Here is a 15,857-nt window from a genome sequence, read left to right as displayed (position 1 = left end):
AAGGCATGAAAAAACCCTCAAGTGCCAACCTTGAGGGTGAGACCAGCGCCTACCAGGGTTCCACCGGATTCCCCTGCCAGCGCATGCCGGTGGGAACGCGGTCGCCGCGCATCACCAGCGAGCCAGGGCCGATCGTGGCTCCCGGCTCAATCACGCTGGCGGGCAGCGCCACTGAGTGGGCGGCCAACGTGGCTCCCTCAGCGATTGTCACGGTGTCTAGGCTCATCACGCGATCCTGGAAGAGGTGCGTTTGTACCACGGTGCCCGGCCCCACGGTAGCGGCAGCCCCCACGGTGCAGAGGTCCGTTTCAGGGAACCAATAGGACTCAATCCACGCACCGCGGCCCACCTTCACCCCGAGCATGCGCAGTACCAGGTTCATGCTGCCGCTGCCACCAATGTGTGCCAACGCCCAAGGCGCGGCAACAGATTCCACGAAAGTATCTTGCAACTCGTTGAGCCACACGAATCGGCTCCATAGGGGGTGGTCACCAGCGCGATGGCGGCCGACGCACAGCCACTTCATGGCCACGGTCACCAGCACCGCCGCCACGCCAGCGATGATGAGCACCACGCCCGCGCCAACAAAAGCCCACACCACGCTGTATCCGAGCAGCCACTGGAGCGCCACCAGTACGCCGGCGGCAATCACGGCGGAGGTCATCGGGGCGAGCAGCCGCAGTGTCTCCACAACGCCGCGCGCAACCTTCACCCTGCGGGAGGGTGCGTACGTGAGGGCGTCGCCACCCTCCGTTTGCACGGTGACCCTTCGCATCCGCTCCGGGGGCGAGCCCCACCAGTTGGAGCCGGCCTTCGCCTTTTTGGGCGTGGAACTGAGCACCGCAACTAGGGAATTTTTTCCAAGTTTGCGCTCCGGACCGGCGATGCCAGAGTTGCCCACGAAGGAGCGCTTCCCGATCCGCGTTGGCCCCGCCAGCAGCCAGCCGCCGCCGAGCTCGTAACCGCCGATCAGGGTGTCGTCGGCAAGAAACGCGCCGTCACGGACCTCCACAAACTTTGGCACCATCACGGCGGTGGAAATCTCCACATCCTTGCCAATGCGCGCACCCAAACTCCGCAGCCACAACGGCGTGATCTGCGCAGCGTACAAGGGGAAAAGATGCGTGCGGGCGTCATCCATCAGCCGCTCCACAAACCACACGCGCCACCCCTGCGCCGAACGTACCGGATGCACCCCGGCCCGCAAGCCAACACTCAGCAGCCGCACGAGCACCCAAATCAGCAACATGTAGGTGCCAAAAGCCACAAGCGCAGCCAACGGAGCAAGCGCCAACGCATGCCAAGCAGTGCCGACGCGCCCCAGCACCGCACCTACCCCCGCAGCCAGGGCGAACAACGGCAGCGCCGCCAACAGGAAGGAGCTAAGCGCATAGACCGGCACCCAGCGGCTACGCCGCGGCGGATGCACCGCCGGGAACGTGTGCTTGGAGCGGCCCACCTTCCGCGCAGGCGAGCCTGACCAGCGCGCGCCGGGCTTGATGGATTGCCCCAGCACCGTAGAACCAGCCTCCACATGGGCATCCGAGCCCACCTTAGTGCCCGGCAGCAACGTGGACCGCGCGCCCACACGAGCATTGTTGCCCACGCTGATTGCACCAACATGGAAGCGATCCCCCTCAACCCAATAGCCACTCAAATCCACCTCGGGCTCCACGGCACTGTGCTTGCCCAAGGTGAGCATGCCCGTGACCGGCGGCAACGTGTGCAGGTCCACGCCCTTGCCAACCTTGGCACCCAAGAGCCGGGCAAACGTATTCACCCAAGTAGACCCCGCGATGCTGCGGGCGCCGGTGGCGTCGGTAAGCGCTTCCGCAGCCCACACCCGCAAATGCACGCTCCCTGCCCTGGGATACGTGCCCGGTGAAATGCCGCGCGTGAGCGCGCGGGCTAGGCCAGCGCCGATGAGCAGGCGGCCCGCCGGCGTAGCCAGGATCAGCCAGGCTACCAACACCCACCAAGGGTTCAGCGGCAGCGCCCACTCAGTGGGGGCGAGCAGGTTGATGACCATCAGCCACACCACCCACGTGGCGCCGCGCAGGGTGGCCGCCACGCACTGAGTAAGTGCCTGGATGGCGCGGGCACCGGTAGGGACGGGTGTGGCGGGAGTTGGTGTATGGCTGGTGATGGTGGGGGTGTGGAGTTCGTCGATCTTAGCCGCCATCTGCTCCAGCCGCGGATGATCGTAGATGTCACGAACCGCAAACACCGGAACCCTCTCACGAATCCTGCTCACCAAAGTGGCCGCCGCCAGCGACGTTCCACCCAGGCCAAAGAAATCATCGCTGGTGCTCCCCACCGCCGATCCCAACACATCCACCCAAATGCCGGCCAGCCACTCCTGCGTCTGCGTGAACCCCTCCGCATGCACCTGCGCGCCGGGCAAGGGCCACGGCAACGCACGCTTGTCCACTTTGCCGGAGGTGGTAGTGGGGAGCTCATCCAACACACACAACCGTGGCACCAGCGCCGCGGGCATGGTGGCGGCTAGGCGATCATGGGCATCCGAGTGGTCAAAGCCCGCCTCGGGGTCAGTGAGTGAGAGGTAGCCCACCAGGACTTTGTCGCCGCCACCGGTGGTTTGCACCACCACGGTAGAGGAGCGCACATTAGGCAGGGCAGCCAGGTTGGCGTCCACCTCACCGAGTTCGATGCGGCGCCCACCGATTTTCACCTGGTCATCCACGCGGCCCACAAAGTAGAGGCCGTCTGGCTCATAGCGCACGTGGTCGCCCGAGCGGTAGGCGCGGGCCAGGCCCAAGGTGGGCATGGGGGCGTACTTTTCTTTGTCTTTTGCAGCGTCCAAGTAGCGAGCCAGTCCCACGCCACCGATCACGAGCTCGCCTACCTGCCCAAATTCCACCTGATGGCCTTGTGCATCCACCACAAAGAGATCCCAACCATCCAAGGGGAGGCCAATGGATACCGGCCTGGAGGGGTGCACTTGCGCGCCACAGGCCACCACTGTTGCCTCAGTAGGTCCGTATGTGTTCCACACCTCACGTTTGGGGCTGCACAGCTTTTCCACCAGTTCCTGGCTCATTGCCTCACCGCCCAAGATGAGCAGGCGAATGTTGTCCAGCGCCTCAGTGGGCCACATGCCGGCGAGTGTGGGCACCGTGGACACCACTGTGATGTCCCTGCGGATCAGCCATGGGCCCAAGTCCATTCCGGAACGCACCAGGGAACGCGGAGCCGGCACCAGGCAGGCGCCGTGGCCCCAGGCCAGCCACATTTCCTCGCAAGAGGCATCGAATGCCACGGAGAGGCCGGCGAGCACGCGGTCCTCCGGGCCGAGGGGACTGCTCTGCACAAACATGCGGGCTTCTGCGTCCACGAAGGCCGCCGCGCTCCGGTGACTCACCGCCACGCCCTTGGGTTTGCCGGTAGACCCGGAGGTGAAAATGATCCAGGCGGTGTTGTCGCGGCGCGGCAGGCGCTGGTCGCCGCCGGGGGTGGGGCGAACCATGGTGAAGCCGGAGTCGGTGAACATGCCGTTGATGTTGGCCTCGCCGAACACCAGCCGTGCGCGCTCCTCAGGGTCATCCGCATCCACCGGAACGTAGGCTGCCCCGGCGTACAGCGTTGCCAGGATTGCCACATAGAGTTGCTTGGTGCCGGAGGACACGCGGATCCCCACCCTGTCACCGCGCTTGATGCCCTGCTGGTGCATGGTGGCGGCGGTGCTGTGGGCCAGCTCAGAGAGTTCGCGGTAGGTAAGCACCTCGCCATCATCTAAGGCTGCCGCCTCCGGAAAGTTTGCAACCGTTTGCTCGAACAATTCCACGAGGGTGCGTGGCTGCGGAGCGTACCCGCCGCGAAGATACTGGGCCGCTGGGCGAGTCACAAACGCACCTCCAAGCAAGTCATGCGTGCCATCCTAATGGGGCTCAATGCAGATTTCTTGGCGACTCCCCAAAGGTCTCCGCCACCAACTTCCCCAACTGCCGCAGGCGTTTCGGGCCCACCGCCAATGCCGCTTGCTCCGCCTCCGTGACCAGCAAGTGCAGCTCCTCATGCGCCGCACGCCCTGCCTTCGTTGAGGAAAGCGCGTGCCGACGTCGGTCAGCGGGGTCCTGGCGCCTGCGCACCCACCCGCGTTGCTCCAGGCGGTCCACAATGTACGTCACTTCCGAAGGATCCACCGCCAGCGCCTGCGCCACGGTGCGCTGGGCGACTCCCTGCTGCGCGCAGGTGATTGAGAGCGCCCAGAAATCACGCAACGAAAGGCCATGCTGGGCTAGCGCCTCCTGCACCGCCAGCTGCGTGTGTTTATACAGCCTCTCCAATTGATGCGTGGGGGAGGCCTCCATCTCCGGGGAAAACATACTTCACATGCTAAGCCAAAAGGCCCCCAGGAAACTGGAGGCCTTCATTGGTAAGCGAAGATTAGGCGTTGCGGTTACGGCGCGTGAAGAACACACCCGCTGCAACCAAACCGGCCGCCACAGCGAGCAAGCCCACCACGGAAGCACCGGTTGCCGCCAACTGACGTGGCACACCCTTCTGCTGCACTGGGGCTGCAGAAGTGGTTGGTGCAGGCGTACTTGAGACTGGAATCGGCACTGGGATTGGGATGATTGGGATGGTTGGGTCACAACCGTCCTTCTTGCCGGTCAGACGAGCTGAAGCGATGATGTCCGTATCCCAGAGCTTCTCAGGATCGCTGAGGTCAGAGCGGTCCTCCTGGGTGTTTTCTTCAGGCAGGGTGAGCTTGTCCAGCTCAGCCTCGGTCATTGGAACGGAAACCGTGAGGGTGAACCACTGACCTGCCTTGAAGTCTGCGCGATCCGGCCAGGTGTAGGTTGCGCTGTTGCCATTGATCGTGCCGGTGACCTTTGCGCCGATGTAGTTCTCAGCCTCGTAGGGGAAGGCATGGTCTGTGGCGTCGAGGAAGGTGCGATCTTGGTTTGGCTCCACGCGCCACTCCTTGCCCACATCAGGCAAAGTCACCGTGAGCTCAGGGTTGTTGATATTAACCGTGGTGCCCACAGGGATGCGGATGTAGAGGCGATCACCTGCGAGGAAGTGCTGGACCTCCATGGTGCCGTCGTTGTTGTATGGGCTGGCAGGACGGATCTTCTCGATGTAGCCGTTGTTAGTCCAGTCTACGAAGCGGCGGTCAATGTATGCAGATGCGTTCCAATCAACCTCGCAGCGCTCGGTCTTATCGCCGCTCCGGGGAGTGGTTTGCTGGCGGAAGCAATCAGGAGCGGAATCATCCACCTTGGTGGCCGTACCGTTGAGCTGGCGGGTCCTCGCCGCCGCAGCAGCTACCGGGTCCCACTGGGCGTTGGTGCCAGTAATATGGGAGGTCACAATACGAGGAGTTGCCATCAACTCTTCGCGGGACGCGTAGGTCTTTGCAACCTCCACCGCAAACGCAGAGTTTGCCTCAATCGAACCGATGCCAATGTTATTGGTGCCATTGTTTTGGAACACAATAGTCAGCGTGGTGCCATCGACCGAGACGGACTTCGCACCCAAAGCCTTTTGGGGTGGGAGGTCTGAGCTCCCTGCAGCAGGGTAGTAGCGGTCAACCAGCCAAGTGGTGTTAGAGGTGTGATCACCTGCGATGTAGCCCTCGCTGGGCAATTCCGCGGTAAGGGTAAGAGTTTCACCCGGATTCAGGATGCGGTGCTGCGTGGAGAACACAAAACGCCAATTGTCCCGGTTCCCGGTAACCCAGTGTTGCAGCTCAAAGTTACCCGGCTCGTCGCCGTCGCCGTTTTGGTGGTTGAGGGAGTTCTTCACTTTGGAGAGATACCCATTGTTTGGATGATTCTCCAGCCCAGGATCATTGATACTGGTGGCGGTCCAATCAACCATGCAGGTGTTCTGGACGGCACCATTTTGCGTATTGGTGTATCCGTTTGCGTCAAAATCCACGCCGGGGTACTTTTCCGCCAAAGTTGGCGCAGCGGTAGTGGTTGGCGCAGCTGAGGTGGTCGGCGCAGCTGAGGGTGTTTCCTGTGCAAACGTTGCCGGTGCGGCTAGCGTGCTGCTGAGCGCACCTGCAATGAGCAGAGCGCCGAAGCGATTGCGAAGAGCCATGAACTTTAGGGCCTTTCCAGCTATTTCCAGCTATTGAAAAGAAGGACAGTTAGACCCTAAGGCAGTTCAACCTGTTGCACAATTGTTTTTGGAAACAATTGCCCCAATGTGGGGCGAGCCGATTACGTAGTGGGGAGCCCGGCAGCCACCCAGGCCTGCGTGCCGCCGGCCACATTGGTGGCGTCGATACCGCGATGCGCCAGGTAATCCTGCACCTGAGCGCTGCGACCGCCGGAGCGGCAGATAAGGAAGATTTCGCGGTCTTGGTCGAGCTCTGCGATCCTGCCAACGAATTCTGACATTGGGATGCTTACGGCGCCGGCGGCGTGGACCTCGGCGAACTCGGCGGGCTCGCGGACGTCGATAAGTTGGGCGCCTGATGGAACTTCGGTGACCTGTACTTCTTTCATGGCTTTGCAGTGTACCTTGCAAGCCTGCCTGGGGTTACGCGAGTTGCACTTCGCGCAGGGCTTTATTCATAGAACCGTGATCCTCGCTTGCCTCGTGCTTGATCCGGCCATCATTTTCAAGCACGAGCCAACCGTTAATCAAGAAATCCGGGCGATAGGTACCCCATGGCGTCCCATTACTGAAAGAGGCGCTCAACCCGTGGGAAGGGGAGCGCCTCTAAAGATAGAATGGGAGTACAGGCAAGAGAATGCTTCAGTGTAAACACCTAGCATAAGCAATTACGTGATTCCCATTTGCAGTTCATAGAGTAGCACACCAATGATCAAAGTTGAAATAGAAAAGCTGGAGGGGCTAGTGCCTCGCATGCTCGAGCTCACCTCGCGGAACACCCCTTGGCATCGGCGTAACTGGCGCGCCAGCACTCTCGAGCTGGTGGAAGAGACACTAAGTGAATCACGAATTCCCGGGATTCGTGAAGGTGCTCTCAGCGAGATGCACGAGCACTTGAGCAATTCCCTCAAGAATGATCCAGGGGTTCCTAGAGCCCATCTAAAGTTCCTCATGCAATGTGTAAAAAACATCAGTTCTTCTAATGAAGATACCAGTCACGATGTTTGTCTAGCTGCCCATTATGCTCAGGATTTAAGGCAAATCTATTTGCAAAACTGGGCAGACCTCTTTGAAGATCCAGAGAAAGCCGGCAAGCTGGATGTGGAGGGAACCGCAAAACGAATCATATCGCACCTGCTTTACTGCAAAGTGCCTGCGTCCAGTATTTACAAGGTCATTTACGATCGAAAAAATGCCGCCGCGGAGTGTGACTTTTCCAGCCTTTTAAGAGAGCTTGATAGTAAGACGAAATCTGAGATAAAAGACTTCAAATTTGCTGTGCTTGTTGATCGCACTCCAAGCTTCCTATACTCCTCGGCACCGCTTTCTCAATGGCTCACGCCCCGGCAGATGAAGCAGTGGAAGCATGAAAATGCTCCCCATGCAGAAAATGTTCGCCAGCACGGCGGCTTTATTCTTACTGTTCAAGCTCGCGATGTGAACGAAGCGGCGAGCGAGGCCCAGAAGCTACTCCCGCAACTCTCTTTCAAATTCCAGTCTGGCTCGGAAAATCAATTTTCCATCCTGCCTATTATGTGGTCAAAAGAGAAGGGGAGAGCTTTCCCCACTCACCGAGGCGCTCGATCTTTAAAACTTCATGCATTTCAAAGGGCAAATGCTCTTCACCACCTAGAAATTGCCTCTAAAGCCAGGAACATTCTGGCCATTATAGAACCTCTGCAAACGCAGGACTCCCATGTGGCGATTGTGAACGGGTGGGTTGCGATTGAGTCCCTACTAGTGGACGCTACAGAGCAAGACCGACTCGGCGCAGAAAGGATGGCTCGCATAGTCGCCGCTAGTTACTTCCGCACTGAGATGACTTGGCTCGCTCGAAATTACTCAGAGGCCTACAAAGAGGAGTGCCCCTTGGCAAGACAAATCCGCGACTCGGAGCAAAGCATAGATCGCTCCAGATTAATGGCAAAGATAATACTTGAAAAGAACCACTTCGAGCGGCTCGATCAACCTGACCAGTTAGCTATCAATAAGATGCGAGAGGCCCTTGAAAAGCCGAATTCAGTGTTCCAGAGAACTTGCGAGATTCTCAAGAGAGAATTTCAACGTATGTACCGAAAACGAAACCTCATTGTGCATAGTGGCAGAGCGGTAGAAAATGGCATTGAATCCGTTGCAGATAAAGTTATTCCACTTCTGATAAATGGCATTGACCAGCTACTTATTGCAAATATTCAACATAACCTCGATCCCAAAACCCTAGCTGCGTCTGTTGAGTTCAAATCACGCCACCTAGAACAGGTTGGAAACTCAAAGAGCTATTCTATCTTGGACTTGCTTGAGGTTGATTAAAGTAAGGTGCGGTCATGAAGGGTATGTAAGCTAACTGCCTAGAAAAATAATGCAGACCAGGTCCGCGACCATCGACCAACGCGCTCCAACCCCAACCCCCAACCCCAAAAAGCAGGCCAACCAATCGGCCAGCCTGCCCAGCGCCCCCAAACCCCCAGCCCCCTGGGCAAACCCCAACTTAACCCTGGTAACGCTCCACGGCCTCTGCGAGGATACGCTCGGCCTCTGCTTTGTCGCCCCAGCCGGAGCCGGTGACTTCCTTGTTTGGCTCGAGGTCCTTGTAGTGGACAAAGAAGTGCTCGATCTCGTCCTTGAGGAAGGAGGAGGCGTCGGAGATGTCTTGGAGGTGGTCAAAGCGGACGTCGTCGATGACGCAGAGCAGTTTGTCGTCGCCGCCGGCCTCGTCGGTCATCTTGAATACGCCGAGTGGGCGGGCCTTCACGATCACGCCTGGGAACACTGGCTCTGGCAGGATGACCAGGGCGTCCAGTGGGTCGCCATCTTCGCCGAGGGTGTGGTCGATGAAGCCGTAGTCCAGGGGGTAGGCCATCGGGGTGAACAGGTAGCGATCCAGGTAGACCTTGCCAGTTTCGTGGTCTACCTCGTACTTGTTGCGGGAACCCTTCGGGATTTCGATGGTGACTTCAATGCTCATGGTTTCTCCTTCTTTTTGGGACTTCTCTTATAGTAGTCCAGGTGAGCAAGGTTTGGATTTCATCAGTGGTGCTGAGCGCGCTGCTTGTCACCGGTGGTGTGGCGGCCGGTGTGGTGGCGCATAGTAATCGCATCATTGTGGACCCACCGCAGGCCCCCACCAGCAGCGATGTCCTCATCCCGCTCGAGCCAAAGCAATCCGACGCCACCGCCTTGCAAGCCCGCGTGGAGCAACTCGCCCAAAACCCCGCGCTGGGTACCCTCGGCGCGCAGATCACGGACGTGACTACTGGTGAAACTATTTTCACTCAGGCAGCCACCACGCCAATGCTGCCCGCGAGCTCGGTGAAAACGCTTACCGCCGCCGCCGCGTTGTTGCAGCTCGGCCGGCAAGACCGTATTGAGACCCCCCTCTATCAAGACGGCAGCACGCTCATCATCAAAGCGAGCGGCGACGTCTGGCTGGACAACACCGCGCTGGATACCATGGCCGCCGCCGCGCAGGGTGAGGTCACGGAAGTGCTCATCGACACCTCCATCTGGCAAGGCGCCAACTTCCTCCCCGGCTGGGAACAAGAAGACATCGCCGCCGGCTTCATCGCCCCCATCGAACCCGCCATGCTTTACGGTGCGCGGATCGGCGCTGAGTCCGGCGACGTACCTCGCTCTGCAACGCCGGCTGCCGACGTCGCCAAGGCCCTAGCCCAGCGCGTGGGTGCCGCGAGCGTGGGGTTCGGTGCGGTGCGGGGGGCCGAGATTGCCAGCGTGAGCTCGCCGGTGCTTTCCCAGCGTCTCGAGGAGATGATGGAAGAATCGGACAACGTGATGGCGGAAGCAATTGGGCGCGAGCTTTCGGCCACCGACCCCACCGGCGAGGTGCTGCGCATCTTGAACGCCGCTGGTTTTGACACCCAGGGGGTGACGTTGGTGGATAACTCGGGGCTTTCCACGAACAACCGCCTGCCTGCTGCTTTGTTGGAGCAGCTTATGCGCCGCGCGGCAACCGATGAGACGCTGCGCCCGCTTCTGGCCACCCTGCCCACGGCGGGCAGCACCGGCACCTTAGAGGACCGCTACCCCAACGCCGGGCGCGGTTGGGTGCGCGCCAAAACCGGAACCCTTACGGCGGTCACGGCGCTGACAGGCGTGGTCCCCGGCCAAAACGGCCATCTCTACAGCTTCGCGCTCATCTCTAACGACTCAGAGATCCTGCCCGCCCGCGCCGCCGTGGACGCCATCGCCGCTGCGCTGCGGGAAGCCCCATGATTTTCTGGCCACGTAAAAGCCCCAACTTCATGACGGTGCGCGTGGCGGCCCGTGCGGTAGAGCCGAAACACCTGGTGGTTGGGGTTTCTGGTGGGGCAGACTCTATGGCGCTCGCTGCTGCGTTGATCGCCGAGGGGTACCACGTCCACGCCGTCGCCGTGGACCACCAACTCCAGCCGGGCAGCGCTGAGGCCGCCGCCCACGCGGTGGAACAACTGCGTTCTTTCGGGGCAACCGGGGAAGTGATTGCTGTACACGTGGCCCCTGGCAACCTGGAGGCTCAGGCGCGCGAGGCGCGCTACGCAGCCCTTCACTCACTGGGGCTGCCCGTGGCGGTGGCGCATACGGCGGAGGATCAGGCCGAGACGTTGCTGCTGAGTGCGCTGCGGGGCCGGGCGGTGGGGATGGCCGTGGCTGGGGAGGTGTGGCGCCCGTTGCTCAATATCCGCAGGAGCCAAACCCGCGGTGCTTGTGAAGAGCTGGGGATTGCGGTCTGGGATGATCCGCACAACCTTGACCCCCGCTTTGCGCGCGTCGGTATGCGAACCCAGGTGATTCCCCTGCTCGCGCAGCTCAGTGGTGGCGATCCAATCCCGGCCCTCGCCAGGGCTGCGGAGCTGATTGCGCAGGATGAGCAGGCGCTTCACACCCCCGCAGAAAACGATTGCGCAACCCTGGCTGCCATGCCTGATGCCTATCGACGCCGGGCGATCGCCGCCTGGCTCCACACCCAGGGAGTGCCACTAAGTGGGAGGGCGCTGAGCGGCGTGGATGCGTTGGTTGTTGATTGGCACGGCCAAGGCGGGGTGGCTGTGGGCGGTATGTTGGAAGTCGTGCGGAAAAGTGGCAAACTCTCGGTGTGCAAAAGAAAGGGCGGAAATGAATAACAAGTATGGGCAGGACGTGCTGCAGGTCCTTGTCACCCAGGAGGATCTGCAGGCCCGAATTAAGGAAATGGCCGCCCAGATCTCCGAGCGCTACAAGGACACTGAGCAAGATTTGATCTTGGTGTGTGTGCTCAAGGGCGCGGTGTTTTTTATTACTGATTTTGCCCGTGCGCTGGATATTCCGTGCCAGTTGGAGTTCATGGCTGTGAGTTCTTATGGCAACGCCAGTTCCTCCTCTGGGGTGGTGCGCATTTTGAAGGACCTCGACCGCGATATCCGTGACCGCGATGTGTTGATTGTCGAGGACATTATTGACTCCGGCCTCACGCTGAGCTGGCTGCTGCGCAACCTGCGCAACCGTGGCCCACGCAGCATTGAGGTGATTTCTTTGCTGCGCAAGCCCGAGGCAGTGAAGGCCAAGGTGGACTTTTTGGACATTGGCTTTGATCTGCCCAATGAATTTGTGATCGGTTATGGCTTGGATTACGCCGAGCGTTACCGTGACCTGCCCTTTATCGCCAGCCTGAACCCGAACGTGTACGAATGAACAATAAGCGCATCCTGCAAACAGCTCTCGCGGGATCAGTGGTCATGATGGCCCTGTTCCTGTTCACCGTGCTCGGTGACTCCACCCGTAGTTACAAAGAGGTGGACACCTCCATTGCCATCACGCAATTGGAGGAAAATAATGTGGCTGAGGCCCAGATTGATGACCGCGAGCAGCGCCTGCGGCTGAAGCTCAAGGAGCCCATCGAGGAAGACGGCCAGGAGCTCACTGAGATCATGGCGCGGTACCCCGCCCGGACCGCCCCGGTGATCTTTGACAAGGTTGCTGCCTCTGACACGGAAACCTACAACACGAAGGTCACGCAGGATTCCTTCCTGGTGTCCATGCTGGGCTACATCTTGCCCATGCTCATCGTGTTCGGCCTGATCTTCTGGATGTTCAACCGCATGCAGGGCGGCGGGGGTGGCCTGTTTGGCTTTGGTGGTTCGCGTGCCCGTGAGCTCACCAAGGACATGCCCACGAACACCTTCAGCGATGTTGCGGGTGCCGACGAAGCCGTGGATGAACTCCAGGAAATCAAAGACTTCCTGCAGGATCCCACGCGCTACCAGGAGTTGGGCGCCCGCATCCCGCGTGGCGTGCTGCTGTACGGCCCTCCCGGCACCGGTAAGACGCTCCTCGCGCGTGCCGTGGCCGGTGAGGCCGGCGTTCCCTTCTACTCCATTTCCGGCTCGGATTTTGTGGAGATGTTCGTGGGTGTGGGTGCCTCCCGTGTGCGTGACCTGTTCAAGCAGGCCAAGGAGAACAGCCCCTGCATCATCTTTGTGGATGAGATCGACGCCGTGGGGCGCCAGCGTGGCTCCGGCATGGGCGGCGGCCACGACGAGCGCGAACAGACTCTGAACCAACTCCTGGTGGAAATGGACGGTTTTGGCGACCGCGAAGGCGTGATCCTCATGGCCGCCACCAACCGCCCGGACATCCTGGACCCCGCGCTGCTGCGCCCTGGGCGCTTTGACCGCCAGATCCCGGTGACCAACCCGGACCTCAAGGGCCGCGAGCAGATCCTCGAGGTCCACGCAAAGGGCAAGCCCTTGGCAAAAGACGCCGACCTCAAGGCTTTGGCGCGCCGCACTGCCGGTATGTCGGGTGCGGACCTTGCGAACGTCCTTAATGAAGCCGCCCTGCTCACTGCTCGCATTGGTGGCACCGTGATCACTGCTGATGCTCTGGAAGAGGCAACGGACCGCGTGATCGGCGGACCGCGCCGCTCCTCCACGGTGATCAGTGAGAAGGAAAAGAAAGTCACCGCCTACCACGAGGGCGGGCACACCTTGGCTGCGTGGGCGCTCGCAGACATCGAGCGCGTGTATAAAGTCACCATTCTGGCGCGCGGCCGCACCGGCGGGCACGCAATGACTGCGCCGGAAGATGACAAGGGCATGTACAACCGCAACGAGCTCTTTGCCCGCCTGGTATTCGCCATGGGCGGCCGTGCCGCCGAGGAGCTCGTGTTCGGCGAGCCCACCACTGGCGCCTCCGCAGATATTGAGATGGCCACCAAGATCGCCAAGGCCATGTTGGTGGAATACGGCATGAGCCCAACGCTTGGCATGGTGAAATATGGCGAGGAACAGGGCGACCCCTTCTCCGGGCGCAGGGGCAGCGGGGCGCTGGAATACTCCCCAGCCACCGCCGCTGAGATCGACGCGCAAATGAAATTCCTCATGGACCGCGCACACGAAATGGCCTACACAATCCTGCGCGACAACCGCGACACCCTGGACCAGCTCGCCGAGCGCCTCCTGGAAAAGGAAACCCTGCGCCGCCCCGAGCTCGAAGCCCTCTTTGCCGGCATCGAGGTACGCCCAGTGAGTGAAGTGTTCCCCAACGAGCAACAACGCTTCCCACGCCAGCCCGGCCGCGAGCCCGTGAAGACCCCCGTCGAGCTCGCCATCGAGCGCGGTGAGGAGCCACCAAAACGCTTCACGCTTCTCGACGCTTCCAAGGCCGCACGCGCCAAGCGCCAAGAGAGCCTCGCGGCCCCAGGATTAGGGACGGAGAAGGGGGAAGAAATTGGATTTGAGCTTCCGGAGAATGAGAAATGATTGACCACGCACGCGCCGAAGCCGCCGTCCGCGAACTGCTCCTAGCGGTGGGGGAGGACCCTGACCGCGAGGGCCTGCGAGAAACCCCAGCCAGGGTGGCCCGCGCCTACGAGGAGATCTTTGCCGGCCTGGACACGGACCCGCGCACCGTCTTGGAAAAGACGTTCAACGAGGATCACCGCGAGCTGGTCCTGGTCCGCGACATTCCCATCTACTCCACCTGCGAACACCACTTGGTGCCTTTCTACGGCGTGGCCCACATCGGCTACATTCCCGGTGAGGATGGCACGGTCACCGGCCTGTCCAAGCTTGCCCGACTGGTGGACCTCTACGCCAAGCGCCCCCAGGTCCAGGAGCGCCTCACTTCCCAGGTGGCGGACGCTCTAGTGGAGAAGCTGGACGCCCACTCAGTGATCGTGGTCATCGAGTGCGAGCACCTGTGCATGGCGATGCGTGGCATCCGCAAACCGGGTGCAAAAACCACCACCTCGGCAGTGCGTGGTGGGTTCCAGCGCAACGCCGCCTCCCGCGCGGAAGTGCTCTCTTTGCTGCGATGAGCACTCAGATCATGGGCATCCTCAACATCACTGAGGACTCGTTTTCCGACGGCGGCCGCTACCTCCACCTCGACGCCGCCCTCGCCCACGCCCGCGAACTCATCGCCGCCGGGGCTGACATCATCGACGTCGGCGGCGAATCCACCCGCCCCGGCGCCACCCGCCCCGGCGCCACCCGCGTCCCCGAGGACCTCGAACACGCCCGGGTGGTGCCCGTGATCCGTGCACTGAGTGAGATGGGTGTGACCTGCAGCGTCGATACGATGCGCGCTTCGGTGGCGGAGGCGGCTCTGGCTGCGGGGGCCACCATTATTAATGACGTCTCGGGCGCGCAGGCTGACCCTGCGATGTTGGGTGTGATGGCGGCGTCGGACGCGCGCTGCTGCCTGATGCACTGGGACACGGAGCGTTTCGGTGACGCCGCCGGCACCAGCCAAGCCGCGGTTCCCGACGTGCTAGGGCGCCTGTTGGGCCTGGCGCGCGAGGCGGAGGCCGCTGGGGTGGCGCGTGAACGAATCATCATTGATCCTGGCCTCGGCTTTGCCAAGACCGCCGAGGACAATTGGGCGCTGCTTGCCGCGCTGCCCGCCTTCGTTGCCACCGGCTACCCTGTGCTCGTCGGCGCCTCCCGCAAACGTTTCCTTAATACACTGAGTGGGAGTCGGGTGGACGTGGCCACCGCCACTGTCTCCGCCCTCGCGGCAGCCCACGGCGCGTGGTGTGTGCGTGTGCATGACGTGGCGGCAACGCACGCAGCGTTGGCGGTGGCGCGAGCTTGGAAGGAGCATGAATGGACCGCATAGAGTTGCGTGGCCTGCGCGGCTACGGCTACCACGGGGTGCTGCCGGAGGAAAAGGCGGCCGGCCAGGAGTTCAGTGTGGACATCACCTGCTGGCTGCCGCTGACCCGCACTGACGACCTCACTCAGACAGTGAACTACGCCGAACTCGCCGAGCTGGCCTACGGGGTGCTCACGGGACCGGGCTTCGATCTCATTGAGACGGTGGCCACAAGCATTGCCGACGCCGCCCTCGAGGCCTTCCCCCTCATGGACGCCATCGAGGTTACAGTGCATAAGCCGCACGCCCCGATCCCTCGTGACTTCGCGGACGTGGCCGTCACAGCGAGGCGCACCCGATGATCCGCGCTGTCCTTTCCATCGGCTCCAACATGGCCGACCGCCTGGCCCTCTTGCGCCAGGCCCGCGACGCCTTCGCCCCCGAACTCGTGGCCGCCTCCCGCGTCTACGAAACCCCACCCTGGGGCGTGGAAGACCAGGACCCCTTTCTCAACGCAGTGCTCATCATCCACACGGAATCCACCCCCCTCGAGCTCCTCCGGCGCGCCCAAGCGGTGGAACAGGCGGCGCAGCGCGTACGCGAACGACGCTGGGGGCCACGCACCCTCGACATCGACATCATCACCGCCACCGACCTCACCACCGGCCAAGAAATCACCTCCACCACCCCCACCC

At 61.4% G+C, this 15,857-nt stretch carries 14 protein-coding genes; 9 read left to right on the top strand and 5 right to left on the bottom strand.

What is annotated here, in order from left to right; translation table 11 throughout:
• Window positions 1-49: 49 nt before the first annotated feature.
• The 4 genes from NQ018_RS08035 to NQ018_RS08020 form a co-directional block, all read right to left on the bottom strand.
• Window positions 50-3,865: a Pls/PosA family non-ribosomal peptide synthetase gene (locus tag NQ018_RS08035; RefSeq protein WP_257060234.1), complete on the bottom strand. Its 3,816-nt coding sequence runs from the start codon at window positions 3,863-3,865 to the stop codon at window positions 50-52.
• Between the two features lie 43 nt (window positions 3,866-3,908).
• Window positions 3,909-4,346: a MarR family winged helix-turn-helix transcriptional regulator gene (locus NQ018_RS08030; RefSeq protein ID WP_257060232.1), complete on the bottom strand. Its 438-nt coding sequence runs from the start codon at window positions 4,344-4,346 to the stop codon at window positions 3,909-3,911.
• 61 nt (window positions 4,347-4,407) lie between these two features.
• The gene (locus NQ018_RS08025) at window positions 4,408-6,072 is read right to left on the bottom strand and encodes a hypothetical protein (protein ID WP_257060230.1); all 1,665 of its coding nucleotides are present in this window, start codon (window positions 6,070-6,072) and stop codon (window positions 4,408-4,410) included.
• A gap of 122 nt (window positions 6,073-6,194) precedes the next feature.
• On the bottom strand, window positions 6,195-6,482 hold the full coding sequence (locus NQ018_RS08020) for a rhodanese-like domain-containing protein (protein WP_257060228.1): 288 nt from the start codon (window positions 6,480-6,482) through the stop codon (window positions 6,195-6,197).
• A 319-nt stretch (window positions 6,483-6,801) separates the two neighbouring features.
• Between NQ018_RS08020 and NQ018_RS08015 the strand changes: the two genes are divergently transcribed.
• Window positions 6,802-8,403 (top strand): hypothetical protein, encoded by a 1,602-nt coding sequence (locus tag NQ018_RS08015; protein WP_257060227.1) that lies wholly within the window; start codon window positions 6,802-6,804, stop codon window positions 8,401-8,403.
• 178 nt (window positions 8,404-8,581) lie between these two features.
• On the opposite strand, the gene NQ018_RS08010 is transcribed toward NQ018_RS08015, so the two are convergent.
• Window positions 8,582-9,058, bottom strand: coding sequence for an inorganic diphosphatase (locus NQ018_RS08010; RefSeq protein WP_257060226.1), 477 nt, complete (start codon window positions 9,056-9,058; stop codon window positions 8,582-8,584).
• 41 nt (window positions 9,059-9,099) lie between these two features.
• On the opposite strand from NQ018_RS08010, the gene dacB reads away from it, so the two are divergent.
• The 8 genes from dacB to folK all read left to right on the top strand — a co-directional run.
• Complete coding sequence (gene dacB, locus NQ018_RS08005; RefSeq protein ID WP_257060224.1) at window positions 9,100-10,323, top strand: D-alanyl-D-alanine carboxypeptidase/D-alanyl-D-alanine endopeptidase; 1,224 nt, start codon at window positions 9,100-9,102, stop codon at window positions 10,321-10,323.
• Between the two features lie 29 nt (window positions 10,324-10,352).
• Window positions 10,353-11,210, top strand: a complete 858-nt coding sequence (gene tilS / locus NQ018_RS08000; RefSeq protein WP_257060275.1) for a tRNA lysidine(34) synthetase TilS — start codon at window positions 10,353-10,355, stop codon at window positions 11,208-11,210.
• On the top strand, window positions 11,203-11,757 hold the full coding sequence (gene hpt / locus NQ018_RS07995) for a hypoxanthine phosphoribosyltransferase (protein ID WP_257038179.1): 555 nt from the start codon (window positions 11,203-11,205) through the stop codon (window positions 11,755-11,757). The genes tilS and hpt overlap by 8 nt, the downstream gene beginning before the upstream one ends.
• Window positions 11,754-13,826 carry an ATP-dependent zinc metalloprotease FtsH gene (gene ftsH / locus NQ018_RS07990; protein WP_257060223.1) on the top strand — a complete coding sequence of 691 codons (2,073 nt, stop codon included), beginning with the start codon at window positions 11,754-11,756 and terminating at the stop codon, window positions 13,824-13,826. The genes hpt and ftsH overlap by 4 nt, the downstream gene beginning before the upstream one ends.
• The gene (gene folE, locus NQ018_RS07985) at window positions 13,823-14,383 is read left to right on the top strand and encodes a GTP cyclohydrolase I FolE (RefSeq protein WP_257060222.1); all 561 of its coding nucleotides are present in this window, start codon (window positions 13,823-13,825) and stop codon (window positions 14,381-14,383) included. The genes ftsH and folE overlap by 4 nt, the downstream gene beginning before the upstream one ends.
• Entirely contained in the window at window positions 14,380-15,186 is an 807-nt protein-coding gene (gene folP / locus NQ018_RS07980) for a dihydropteroate synthase (protein ID WP_257060221.1), read from the top strand. The genes folE and folP overlap by 4 nt, the downstream gene beginning before the upstream one ends.
• The gene (gene folB, locus NQ018_RS07975; protein WP_257060220.1) at window positions 15,174-15,524 is read left to right on the top strand and encodes a dihydroneopterin aldolase; all 351 of its coding nucleotides are present in this window, start codon (window positions 15,174-15,176) and stop codon (window positions 15,522-15,524) included. Before folP ends, folB begins: the two co-directional genes overlap by 13 nt.
• Window positions 15,524-15,857: 2-amino-4-hydroxy-6-hydroxymethyldihydropteridine diphosphokinase (gene folK, locus NQ018_RS07970; RefSeq protein ID WP_257060216.1), on the top strand; the 334-nt coding region annotated here is incomplete at its 3' end. The genes folB and folK, both read left to right, overlap by 1 nt.

Origin of the sequence: Corynebacterium kozikiae (assembly GCF_024580965.1) — a bacterium.
Taxonomy (GTDB): Bacteria; Actinomycetota; Actinomycetes; order Mycobacteriales; family Mycobacteriaceae; genus Corynebacterium; species Corynebacterium kozikiae.
This window is presented reverse-complemented; position numbering and strand designations above follow the sequence as displayed.

Bases quoted from the DNA above. Each gene is read 5' to 3' on its own strand.
- NQ018_RS08030 (WP_257060232.1), bottom strand. From the start codon at position 4,346: ATGTTTTCCCCGGAGATGGAGGCCTCCCCCACGCATCAATTGGAGAGG.
- NQ018_RS08025 (WP_257060230.1), bottom strand. From the start codon at position 6,072: ATGGCTCTTCGCAATCGCTTCGGCGCTCTGCTCATTGCAGGTGCGCTC.
- NQ018_RS08020 (WP_257060228.1), bottom strand. From the start codon at position 6,482: ATGAAAGAAGTACAGGTCACCGAAGTTCCATCAGGCGCCCAACTTATC.
- NQ018_RS08015 (WP_257060227.1), top strand. From the start codon at position 6,802: ATGATCAAAGTTGAAATAGAAAAGCTGGAGGGGCTAGTGCCTCGCATG.
- NQ018_RS08010 (WP_257060226.1), bottom strand. From the start codon at position 9,058: ATGAGCATTGAAGTCACCATCGAAATCCCGAAGGGTTCCCGCAACAAG.
- tilS (WP_257060275.1), top strand. From the start codon at position 10,353: ATGACGGTGCGCGTGGCGGCCCGTGCGGTAGAGCCGAAACACCTGGTG.
- hpt (WP_257038179.1), top strand. From the start codon at position 11,203: ATGAATAACAAGTATGGGCAGGACGTGCTGCAGGTCCTTGTCACCCAG.
- ftsH (WP_257060223.1), top strand. From the start codon at position 11,754: ATGAACAATAAGCGCATCCTGCAAACAGCTCTCGCGGGATCAGTGGTC.
- folE (WP_257060222.1), top strand. From the start codon at position 13,823: ATGATTGACCACGCACGCGCCGAAGCCGCCGTCCGCGAACTGCTCCTA.
- folP (WP_257060221.1), top strand. From the start codon at position 14,380: ATGAGCACTCAGATCATGGGCATCCTCAACATCACTGAGGACTCGTTT.
- folB (WP_257060220.1), top strand. From the start codon at position 15,174: ATGGACCGCATAGAGTTGCGTGGCCTGCGCGGCTACGGCTACCACGGG.